Genomic DNA, 9,846 nt, shown 5'->3' on the forward strand with positions numbered 1-9,846 from the left:
CGCGGGCGAGCGCGACGGCCTCCAGGATCATAGCGTCGGAAGCGCCGGCGGCGCGGGCGGCCTCGGCGGCGCGGGTCAGGCTGGCGTTGCGCGAGGGGTCGGCGCAGGCCTCGGCGTCGCCCTCGCACCGGTGAATCGCGTCCATTACGCCTTGCAGCCGCGCGGCCAGGCGCTCGGCGGCGGCCTGGGCGGCTTCGCGACCGCGGCTGGCGGCTTCCACGGCGGCGAGCGCCGGGGCGAAGTCGGGAGCCGCGCAATCGACGATCCGCAGCGTCCGGCCGCCACCGGCGGTGAGCGCCACGGCGCCCAGCAGCATGGCTTCGGTGAGGCCTTCGCGGAACCGGCGGCGCGCGCGCAGGTCCTTCAGCAGGCCCTTGGTCTGGGCGCGGCCGGTGAGGTCCTCGACGTTGTCGGAGATGGCGGCGGCGAGGTCGGTCCGGCCGCCGGCCCAGTCAAGCCAGGCCTCGGCCCGCGCGTTGGTCCAATGGGCGGGCGCTTCCACCTCGACCAGCCCCTGGGGCCGCTCCAGGATGCGGCCCTCGATTCCCACGCGCGACGCGTCACTGCCCATGAGCGACTCCCCTAGGGGATCAGCCTAGGCAGGCCCGGACGCCGGCGCCAATAGATGTTGGGTGTCGGTGGCGGTTCATCCCCAACATATTGCTGACGTGGACGCGCGGCGGCGGTGCTGGACGCTCCGAGGGCGCCCGCCTATAGTCCGCGCGCGTTTCCAGCCCCGACAGCCGCGGAAGAGTCTCTGTAAGTGTCCGTCCTGAAGACCATTTTCACCTGGTGGAACGGCGCCACCGCCGGCATCCGCTTCACGGTCGCCAAGCGCGGCGTGTTCGTCGGCCAGGACGAGTACGGCAACCGCTACTACGAGGCCAAGGACACCCGGGACAGCTGGGACGCCAAGCACAAGCGCCGCTGGGTGATCTTCAACGGCTACGCCGAAGCTTCGAAGGTGCCGCCGGACTGGCACGGTTGGCTGCACCACACCTTCCAGGAGCCGCCGACGGCCGCGCCGCTGCCGCGCAAGGCCTGGGAGAAGGAGCACCGGCCGAACCTGTCGGGCACCATCTACGCCTACCGCCCGAAGGGCTCGCTGGCTCGCGGCGGCGAGCGCCAGCGCGCCACCGGCGACTATGAGGCCTGGACCCCGGAATAGCCGTGGCGCTCCGTACCACCGCGTCTGCCAACCTGAGGCGCGCCGTCTCGGCCGCGGTGCTCGCCGGCGGCCTGCTTTCGACCGTGGTCGCCGCCCAGCCCGTGCCGCCGCCGGCCGCCCTGCCGCCCGAGGACGTACCGGCCGACCTGGAGGAGGCGCCGCCCGTCGACGTGCCGACGCCGGCCCCGCTGGCGGCCCCGCCGGTGGACGAGCGCGAGGTGAAGCCAGCCGCACCGCCCAAGGACCAGGTGGCCGAGAAGCCGGTCGAGGCGCCGATCCGCCGCGCCCGCTACGATGTCGCCGTCCTGCAGGCGCTGGACAAGGTGACCGCCGAGACCCTGAAGTTCGAGGCGCCGGTCGGGCGGCCGATCCGCTGGAAGGGGCTGATCTTCACGGTGCGGGCCTGCGAGCGCTCGGCGCCGGACGAGCCGGTCGAGGACGCCATCGCCTATCTGACGATCGACAGCCAGCCGCGGCCGCAGCCGGGCCGGCCGACGCCGCCGCCCAGGCAGGCGTTTAAGGGCTGGATGTACGCGTCCTCACCAGGCCTGCACGCCCTGGAGCACCCCACCTACGACGCCTGGGTGATCAACTGCAGGGCGACCCGTCCGCTGACCGCGGCGGCGGCGCCGGCGCCTGCGCCCAAGGCGGTCGCCGCGCCCAAGAAGGTCGAGCCGGCGCCCAAGTCCGACGCCCCGCCGGTAATCGAGCCGCCGCGTCCCTCGGCCGCCCCGCCGCCGGCGGAGGAAGCCGCCCCCACGCCGACGCCGGCCCCCAAGGCGTAGAAGTCGCCGTCCACCGCCAGGGCGCGGCCCAAGCGGCGGTGGTATTCCAGACGCGAGATCTCCTCGGCCCCGAACTGGGCCAGGTGCTCGGTCATGAACTGGGCGTCGAGCAGCACATAGCCGCCGGCGATCAGGCGGGCGACCAGGTGGACCAGCGCCACCTTCGAGGCGTCGCGAGCCCGCGAGAACATGCTCTCGCCGAAGAAGGCGCCCTGCAGCGCGACGCCGTAGAGCCCGCCCACAAGCTGGCCGTCGCGCCAGCATTCGACGCTGTGGGCGAAGCCGTGGGCGTGGAGCTCGAGGTAGAGCTGCTCGATGGGGCGGTTGATCCAGGTCTCGGTCCGGCCGGGACCGGAGGCGGCGCAGGCCAGCACCACCTCGTGGAAGGCGGTGTCGATGCGCACCTCGAAGGGATCGCCACGGACCGTGCGCGCCAGTCGGCGGGGCACGTGGAAGCGGTCGAACGGGATCACGCCCCGCCGCTCGGGGTCGATCAGGAAGACCCGGGCGTCCTCCCGCGCGTCGGCCATCGGGAAGACCCCGCGGGCGTAGCAGTCCAGGAGGTCGCGGACGTCGAACTCGGCCATCGGCCGAACCTTACGCCTGGCCCTCCGCCTGCGCCTTCATCCAGCGCTCCAGCCAGTGGATGTTGTAGTCGCCGCGCAGGATGTCGGGCTGGACCAGCAGCTCCTGGAACAGCGGGATGTTGGTGTCGATGCCACCCACCACCACCTCGCCCAGGCAGCGGCAGAGGCGCGCGATGCACTCCTCGCGGTCGCGGCCGTGGACGATGAGCTTGCCGATCAGGCTGTCGTAGTAGGGCGGGATCGAATAGCCGGCGTAGAGCGCGCTATCCATCCGCACGCCCAGGCCGCCCGGCGCGTGGAAGTCGGTGACCAGGCCGGGCGAAGGCGCGAAGGTCTTGGGGTTCTCGGCATTGATCCGGCACTCGATGGCGTGGCCTTCGAAGACCACGTCCTCCTGGCGGAACGACAGCGGCAGGCCCGCGGCGATGCGGATCTGCTCGCGAACCAGGTCGATGCCGGTGATGGCCTCGGTGACCGGGTGCTCCACCTGCAGGCGGGTGTTCATCTCGATGAAGAAGAACTCGCCGTTCTCGTACAGGAACTCGATGGTGCCGACGCCCAGGTAGCCGATGGCGCGGACGGCATCGACGACCACCTTGCCGATCTTGGCGCGGGCGGCGGCGTCGATGACGGGCGAGGGGGCCTCTTCCAGCACCTTCTGGTGGCGGCGCTGCAGCGAGCAGTCGCGTTCGCCCAGGTGCACGACGTTGCCGTGGCTGTCGGCGACCACCTGCAGCTCGATGTGGCGCGGCGTCTGGAGGTAGCGCTCCATGTAGACGGCGTCGTCGCCGAAGGCGGCCTTGGCTTCGGAGCGGGCGGTCTGGACGGCTTCGACCAGGTCCTCCTCGGTCTTGGCGACCTTCATGCCGCGCCCGCCGCCGCCGGCGGCGGCCTTGATGAGCACGGGGAAGCCGATCTCCTTGGCCGCGGCGATGGCCTCCTCCTCGGTCGTCACCGCCCCGTCGGAGCCGGGGACCACCGGGATGCCGGCCTCCTTCACCGCCTGCTTGGCGGTGATCTTGTCGCCCATCAGCTTGATGTGCTCGGGCTTGGGGCCGATGAAGGTGAAGCCGTGGGCCTCGACGATCTCGGCGAAACGGGCGTTCTCGGAGAGGAAGCCGTACCCGGGATGGATGGCCTGGGCCCCGGTGATCTCCGCCGCGGCGATGATCGAGGGGATGTTCAGGTAGCTCTTGGCGGCGGGGGCAGGGCCGATGCAGACGCTCTCGTCGGCCAGGCGCACCCACATGGCGCCGGAATCGGCCTCGGAGTGCACGGCGACGGTCGCGATGCCCATCTCCTTGCACGCCCGGTGGACGCGGAGCGCGATCTCGCCTCGGTTGGCGATCAGGATCTTGTCGAACATCGGGCTACTCGATGATCGCGAGCGGTTCGCCGAACTCCACCGGCTGGGCGTCCTCGACCAGGATCTGCACGATCTTGCCGCCCTTGGGCGCGGGGATCGGGTTCATGGTCTTCATCGCTTCCACGATGAACAGCGTCTGGCCGGCCTGGACGGTGTCGCCGACCTTCACGAACGGGTCGGAGCCGGGGTTGGGCTGCAGGTAGACGGTGCCCACCATCGGCGACTTCACCTCGTCGCCCTTGGCGCGGGCGGGCGCCGCGGGGGCCGGCGCCTCGGCGGCGGGCGCAGCCGCGGCGGCCGGGGCGGGCGCGGCGTGGGCCACGGGCGCGGCCGCCGCCACGTGGACGGGGGCCGCCGTGAGCGTCTTGGCCACGCGGATCTTCAGTTCGCCGTGCTCGACCTCGATCTCGGACAGGCCGGTGTCCGTGAGGATGTCGGCCAGCTTGCGCACCAGGCCGGCGTCGAACGGATCGGCAGGCGCCTTCGGACTGCTAGCCATGAAAGGACCCTCTTTCCTTGTAGTCTTGTCGGATTAGCGGGCCAGGCCCGCGGCGGCCTCGACGGCCAGTTCATAGCTCGCCGCCCCAAAGCCGGAGACGACCCCGGTGGCGGCGAGGGAAACGTACGTCTTCCGCCGGAACGTCTCGCGTGCGGCAGGGTTCGACAGATGGCACTCCACGACCGGGATGCTGAGCATCTTCAGCGCATCGAGGATGGCGATCGAGGTGTGGCCGTAGGCGGCGGGGTTCAGCACCAGGGCGCAGGCGGCCTCGCGCGCCTCCTGGATCCAGTCGACCAGCTCGCCTTCGTGGTTGGACTGACGGAACACGACTTCACGCCCCAGGGACTTCGCACGCGCCTCGCAGAGGCGGCGGACGTCTTCCAGGGTTTGATGACCATAAATCTCCGGCTCGCGGGTCCCCAGGAGGTTGAGATTGGGGCCGCTCAGCACATAGATCGGTTTCGACATTCGGCTCCGCCGTCGATTCCGCGCCCTTGTAACGGTCAGCGGCGGAGGCCACAAGCAAGCCGACCGGAGCCCCGGGAGTTCGCAGGCCTTTCATGCACCTGACCGTCAACGGAGAGACCCGCAGCTTCGAGGGCGCGCCCACGGTGGCGGCGCTGGTGGAAGCGCTGGGCCTCGACGCCCGCAAGGTGGCCGTGGAGCGCAACCTGGAGATCGTGCCGAAGTCGGCCTATGGCGCCACGGCGCTGTCCGACGGCGACCGGATCGAGATCGTGCATTTTATCGGAGGCGGCTGACGTGGACGGCTCGACCCATACGGAAGACACCTGGAGCGTTGCCGGCCGCACGTTCCGCTCGCGGCTGATCGTCGGCACCGGCAAGTACAAGGACTACGCCCAGAACGCCGCCGCGGCCGAGGCGGCCGGCGCCGAGATCGTCACCGTGGCCGTGCGCCGGGTGAACCTGACCGATCCGAACCAGCCGATGCTGGTGGACTATGTGAAGCCCGAGCGCTTCACCTTCCTGCCGAACACCGCCGGCTGCTTCACAGGCGAGGACGCCATCCGCACGCTCCGGCTGGCGCGCGAGGCGGGCGGCTGGGACCTGGTGAAGCTGGAGGTGCTGTCGCAGACCAAGCACCTGTTGCCCGACATGGAAGAGACGCTGCGGGCGCTGAAGCTGCTGGTCGCCGACGGCTTCCAGGTGATGGTCTACTGCTCGGACGATCCCGTGTACGCCAAGAAGCTGGAGGACGCGGGCGCTGCGGCCATCATGCCCGCGGCCGCGCCGATCGGGTCGGGCCGGGGCATCCAGAACTTCCTGAACCTGGGGCTGATCATCGAGCAGGCCACCGTGCCGGTGCTGGTCGACGCCGGCGTCGGCACGGCGTCGGACGCGGTGCTGGCCATGGAGATCGGCTGCGACGCGGTGCTGATGAACACCGCCATCGCCGAGGCCAAGGACCCGATCCGCATGGCGCGGGCGATGAAGCATGCGGTGATTGCCGGCCGCGAGGCCTTCCTGGCCGGCCGCATGGCCAAGCGCAGCTACGCCGACCCCTCGTCGCCGCTTTCGGGGCTGATCTGATGCCAAGTCCAACGACGGAGCCGCGCAAGTCGATCTTCATCACCGGCGCCGCCTCGGGGATGGGGCGCGAGACCGCCCGGCTGTTCGTCGAGAAGGGCTGGTTCGTCGGCGCCTACGACGTCAACGAGCTTGGCCTGCGAGACCTGCAGGAGGAGCTCGGGGCCGAGAACTGCCTGATCCGGCAGCTGGACGTGACCGACCGGGCCGACTTCCGCGAGGCGCTGGACGGCTTCGTCCCGGCCGCCGGCGGACGGCTGGACATCCTGTTCAACAACGCCGGCATCGGCCGCGGCGGCCCCTTCGACCAGCAGCCGTTCGAGGACATCCTGGCGGTCGTCCAGGTGAACCTGATCGGCGTGCTGAACGGCATCTACGAGGCCGTGCCGCTGCTGAAGGCCACGCCCAATTCCCTGTGTTTCACGACCTCTTCGTCGTCGGCCACCTTCGGGATCCCTGGGATCGCGGTCTATTCGGCGACGAAGCATGCGGTGAAGGGCCTGACCGAGGCGTTGTCGATCGAGTTCAAGGCCTACGGCGTCCGCGTCGCCGACGTGCTGCCCGGCCTGATCGACACGCCGATCCTGCCGCCGGGCGCAGTCGAGGCGGCGCCGAAGGAGGGCATGTTCCGCGCCATCCCGCCGATCGAGGTGGCGAAGGTGGTCTGGGAAGCCTACCACTCGGACAAGCTGCACTGGTTCGTGCCCGAGGAGATCGCCGAGCTGGACAAGGCCTCGGCGCTGACGCCCGAGGCCGTGCGCGACCAGATTGCCGCGGGGACGATGTTCTTCACGTCGGCGGAGAAGGGTTAGGTCCAGTCCCGCGCGACCCCTCATCCGTCAGCTTCGCTGACACCTTCTCCCGCAAGGGGAGAAGGGGAGGCTTGTAACCGTTTCGTACTGCGCAGGAACGCTGCCTGCCCCTTAGCTGAGCGGGCCTGCGTCCAACCCCCAAGAGCCGACGCGGGCCTGGCGGGCGGCGAGGGCCTCCAACCTCCGTCGCCCGCTATCGGGGATCAGGTCGGGTTGCCCGACGGGCGCTTCAGGTCCGTGGCCTTGGCGGCGGCGATGGCGGCGCGCAGGGCCTCGATGTCGGCGCCCGGGATCACCTTGTCACCCACCACGAAGGCCGGCGTGCCATCGATGTGCAGCGCCTGGGCAAGCGCCCGGACGTCCAGCAGCTGGCGCTGGATGGCGGGATCCTCGGCGGCGGCGCGGGCCTGGGCCGGGTCGACGCCGACGGCCCGCAGGCTGCGGTCGATTGCGGCGTCGTTCAGCGGCTTCTGCGCCATCAGCTCGCGGTGCAGATCGAGGCCGCGGGCCTTGGCCTGCGGGGTCAGCGCGATGTGCGCCGCCAGGATCGAGTGCGGGGTCTGGAAGGCGAATTCCTTGAAGACGAACCGGACGTCGGGGTTCTCCTCGATCAGCTTGACCACCTCGGGCGCGGCGATCTTGCAGTAGGCGCAGTTGTAATCGAAGAACTCGACGACGGTGATCCTGCCGTTCGGGTTGGCGACGAAGTCGCGCGGGTCGCGCTCGAGCTGGGCGCGGTGCTTGGCGATGGCCGCCGTCGATGCCTTGGCGAGCTCGGCCTGCTGCTTCTGTTGGTAGGCCACCGAGACCTCCTGCAGCACTTCCGGATTGGCCAGCAGATAGGCGCGCACGCGCTGGCCGAAGGCCTCGTCGCTCTGCTGCTGGCAGCCGGAGAGGGCGAAGGCGGCCGCGAGCGTGGCGGCGGATTTGAGGAGCAGGGTCATACGGGTCCGATAGCGGCTTGGAAGGGGCGGCTCAACGCGTGCGGCTGCTGGTCGAGCCTTCGCGGGCCAGTTCGCGCAGCTCGTCGCGGGAGGGCTCGGAGGCGAGCACGATGTCGGTGGCGCGTCGCCAGCCGGGCTCGGTCTTGGGCAGCATCTCGCGGGCGCGCATGGCGAACACGCGGGCCTGCCGCCGATCGCCGATCCAGAAGTTGTATTCGGCCGTCGCCAGCCGCGCCTGGCCGTCCCGGCCCAGCTTGTCATAGGCCTCGGCCAGGAGGCGCCAGGCGACGGCGTTGTCCTCTTCCTGGGTCAGCGCCTTGCGCAGTTCGGCGACGCCCTCCTGCACCTTGGCCTTGTCGTCCAGCGCGATCAGGGTCTGGCCCAGGTTCACGCGCAGCAGCGGGGCGTCGGGCTTGAGCGCCACCGAGCGGCGCTGGGGCTCCTCGGCCTCCTGGGTGCGGGCGTATTCGAACAGGATCTGGCCCTTCAGCTCCCACAGGTACGGGTTCTCGGGCTGCTCCTGCAGCAGGGCCTCGATCAGCTTCAGCGCCCGGTCGGGCTCCTTGAGCTGGTAGTAGGCGATGGCCCGGGCGTAGCGGGCCGGATACGAGGTGTCGGTCTCGGCGTACTTGGTGATCGCCACCTGCGGGTTGAGGAAGCCGTCCAGCTTGGCCTTCATGATGGCGTGCTCGGCCAGGGCCTCGGGGCTGTCGGTCTTGTGGTAGTTCGGCAGGGCCTCGACGCGGCGGCGCAGCGCCTCGACCCGGTCGGACGAGATTGGGTGGCTGCGGAAGTAGGCGAAGCGCCGGGCCTCGTCGAAGACCTCCTGATAGCGGAAGTTGTCGAAGAATTCGGCCAGGCCGCGGCCGGAGAGGCCGGCCTTGTCGAGCAGGGTGGCGCCGGCCTGGTCGGCGCGGCTTTCCTGCTCGCGGCTGAAGCCCATGGCGCCCAGGGCGCCGAAGTAGCTGGCGCTGCCGGCCAGGCCCGCGGCCGCCTCGGGCGAGCCGGCGAGGGCCGCCAGCACGCCCAGACCCATGGTCAGCAGGAAGGGCTTCATGCCCGCCCGGTTCATCTCGTCGCGCCGGGCGGAGTGGCCGCCCGTCAGGTGGGCGACCTCGTGGGCGATGACGCCCTGCAGCTCGTTGGGCGTGTCGGACTCCAGGATCAGCCCGGTGTTGAAGCCCATCACGCGCGGCGCGGCAAAGGCGTTCAGCTCCTTGCTGCCGACCAGGAGGATCTCGACGTTGCGGGCGTCGATGCCGGCGGCCTGCAGGATCGGCTGGGAGTCCTTGAGCAGGATCTCCTCGATCTCGGTGTCCCGGATCAGGGACATCCCTTCCTGCGCCGCCGCCGGCCTGGGCCCGAGGACCATGGCGGCCGTCAGGACCAGGCTCAGCGCGAGGCGGGACAGGGAGCGGGCAGGGGAGACCATTCGAACCTTTTCTCCAGACCGCCCCTCGTATGCTCCCGCTGCCGAATGTAGTGCGTCAGCCGCGCCGCCACCAGCCTCTGCGGGGCGCCGGCGGCGGTCCCGAGATCTCGGCCGGGTCGGGCTCGCGCGGGGCCGCCGGTTCGGGCTCGGCCGCCGCGGCGACCGGCTCGGGGGTCGGTTCGGCCACGGGCTCCACCACGGGCGCGGGCGCCGCTTCCACCGCAGGCGCAAGTTCGGCGGCGGGCGCAGTTTCCGCCTCGACGGGCGCGGCGGCCTTGCGGCTGCGGCTGCGCGGCTTCTTCGGAGCCGGAGCGGGCTCTTCGGCCGGAGCCGGCTCGGGCGCCGCTTCCACCACGGGTTCGACCGCGAGGGGCTCGGCGACCGGCGCCTCGGCGGCCGGCGTCTCGACCTCAAGCTCGCCCTCGGCGCGGCCGCGGCCGCGGCCACGGCCCCTGCGGGCGCGCTTGGGCTTCTCGTCCTCGGCCGGCAGTTCGACCCAGATCTCCTCGTCGCCGCCGCGGTCGCGGGCGACGCTGGGGGCGGCCGCAGCCGCCTCGGCGGCGACCGGAACGGGCGCAGGCGCCGGACGCTGCTCGCCGGCGTCATTGGCCGGCGAGACCGGCTTCAGGTCTTCGGCAGGGTCGTACCAGACGAACGGATCGTCGCCGTACGGCACCCAGGGACGCACCCAGGAGAACGGAT

At 71.0% G+C, this 9,846-nt stretch carries 10 protein-coding genes and 3 pseudogenes; 5 read left to right on the forward strand and 8 right to left on the reverse strand.

The window, feature by feature from the left end:
• Positions 1-571, reverse strand: a pseudogene (locus RIF93_RS15050) (ribonucleotide reductase); the annotation flags it as partial.
• A gap of 192 nt (positions 572-763) precedes the next feature.
• On the opposite strand from RIF93_RS15050, the gene RIF93_RS15055 reads away from it, so the two are divergent.
• Both RIF93_RS15055 and RIF93_RS20755 read left to right on the forward strand, forming a co-directional pair.
• The gene (locus tag RIF93_RS15055) at positions 764-1,168 is read left to right on the forward strand and encodes an NADH:ubiquinone oxidoreductase subunit NDUFA12 (protein ID WP_309092265.1); all 405 of its coding nucleotides are present in this window, start codon (positions 764-766) and stop codon (positions 1,166-1,168) included.
• 323 nt (positions 1,169-1,491) lie between these two features.
• Entirely contained in the window at positions 1,492-1,953 is a 462-nt protein-coding gene (locus tag RIF93_RS20755) for a DUF2155 domain-containing protein (RefSeq protein ID WP_375163884.1), read from the forward strand.
• Here RIF93_RS20755 and aat read toward each other — a convergent pair.
• The 4 genes and pseudogenes from aat to aroQ form a co-directional block, all read right to left on the reverse strand.
• Positions 1,935-2,540: pseudogene (gene aat / locus RIF93_RS15065) on the reverse strand (leucyl/phenylalanyl-tRNA--protein transferase); the annotation flags it as partial. The gene RIF93_RS20755 and the pseudogene aat sit on opposite strands and share 19 nt — an antisense overlap.
• A gap of 10 nt (positions 2,541-2,550) precedes the next feature.
• On the reverse strand, positions 2,551-3,906 hold the full coding sequence (accC, locus tag RIF93_RS15070) for an acetyl-CoA carboxylase biotin carboxylase subunit (protein WP_309092267.1): 1,356 nt from the start codon (positions 3,904-3,906) through the stop codon (positions 2,551-2,553).
• 4 nt (positions 3,907-3,910) lie between these two features.
• Positions 3,911-4,405 carry an acetyl-CoA carboxylase biotin carboxyl carrier protein gene (gene accB, locus RIF93_RS15075; protein WP_309092268.1) on the reverse strand — a complete coding sequence of 165 codons (495 nt, stop codon included), beginning with the start codon at positions 4,403-4,405 and terminating at the stop codon, positions 3,911-3,913.
• A gap of 33 nt (positions 4,406-4,438) precedes the next feature.
• Positions 4,439-4,876 (reverse strand): type II 3-dehydroquinate dehydratase, encoded by a 438-nt coding sequence (aroQ, locus tag RIF93_RS15080; protein ID WP_309092269.1) that lies wholly within the window; start codon positions 4,874-4,876, stop codon positions 4,439-4,441.
• Between the two features lie 92 nt (positions 4,877-4,968).
• Between aroQ and thiS the strand changes: the two genes are divergently transcribed.
• Genes thiS through RIF93_RS15095 form a run of 3 tightly spaced genes read left to right on the forward strand, consistent with a single transcriptional unit; the run spans position 4,969 to position 6,768 of the window.
• Positions 4,969-5,169, forward strand: coding sequence for a sulfur carrier protein ThiS (gene thiS / locus RIF93_RS15085; protein WP_309092270.1), 201 nt, complete (start codon positions 4,969-4,971; stop codon positions 5,167-5,169).
• A complete protein-coding gene (locus RIF93_RS15090; RefSeq protein ID WP_309092274.1) occupies positions 5,150-5,959 on the forward strand; it encodes a thiazole synthase in 810 nt (269 codons plus the stop codon). Before thiS ends, RIF93_RS15090 begins: the two co-directional genes overlap by 20 nt.
• Positions 5,959-6,768 (forward strand): SDR family oxidoreductase, encoded by an 810-nt coding sequence (locus RIF93_RS15095; protein ID WP_309092271.1) that lies wholly within the window; start codon positions 5,959-5,961, stop codon positions 6,766-6,768. Before RIF93_RS15090 ends, RIF93_RS15095 begins: the two co-directional genes overlap by 1 nt.
• Before the next feature lie 203 nt (positions 6,769-6,971).
• Here the strand turns inward: RIF93_RS15095 and RIF93_RS15100 are convergent, their stop codons facing one another.
• The 3 genes and pseudogenes from RIF93_RS15100 to RIF93_RS15110 form a co-directional block, all read right to left on the reverse strand.
• Positions 6,972-7,712, reverse strand: coding sequence for a DsbA family protein (locus tag RIF93_RS15100; protein ID WP_309092272.1), 741 nt, complete (start codon positions 7,710-7,712; stop codon positions 6,972-6,974).
• A gap of 31 nt (positions 7,713-7,743) precedes the next feature.
• Positions 7,744-9,144 (reverse strand): M48 family metalloprotease, encoded by a 1,401-nt coding sequence (locus tag RIF93_RS15105; protein WP_309092273.1) that lies wholly within the window; start codon positions 9,142-9,144, stop codon positions 7,744-7,746.
• Positions 9,145-9,199: 55 nt separating this feature from the next.
• Positions 9,200-9,846, reverse strand: a pseudogene (locus RIF93_RS15110) (ribonuclease E/G); the annotation flags it as partial.

The sequence above is a fragment of the Phenylobacterium sp. genome (assembly GCF_031181185.1).
Taxonomy (GTDB): domain Bacteria; phylum Pseudomonadota; class Alphaproteobacteria; order Caulobacterales; family Caulobacteraceae; genus Phenylobacterium.

Excerpts from the sequence above, each read along its gene's own strand:
- accC (WP_309092267.1), bottom strand. The coding sequence starts at position 3,906 with ATGTTCGACAAGATCCTGATCGCCAACCGAGGCGAGATCGCGCTCCGC.
- accB (WP_309092268.1), bottom strand. The coding sequence starts at position 4,405 with ATGGCTAGCAGTCCGAAGGCGCCTGCCGATCCGTTCGACGCCGGCCTG.
- aroQ (WP_309092269.1), bottom strand. The coding sequence starts at position 4,876 with ATGTCGAAACCGATCTATGTGCTGAGCGGCCCCAATCTCAACCTCCTG.
- thiS (WP_309092270.1), top strand. The coding sequence starts at position 4,969 with ATGCACCTGACCGTCAACGGAGAGACCCGCAGCTTCGAGGGCGCGCCC.
- RIF93_RS15095 (WP_309092271.1), top strand. The coding sequence starts at position 5,959 with ATGCCAAGTCCAACGACGGAGCCGCGCAAGTCGATCTTCATCACCGGC.
- RIF93_RS15100 (WP_309092272.1), bottom strand. The coding sequence starts at position 7,712 with ATGACCCTGCTCCTCAAATCCGCCGCCACGCTCGCGGCCGCCTTCGCC.
- RIF93_RS15105 (WP_309092273.1), bottom strand. The coding sequence starts at position 9,144 with ATGGTCTCCCCTGCCCGCTCCCTGTCCCGCCTCGCGCTGAGCCTGGTC.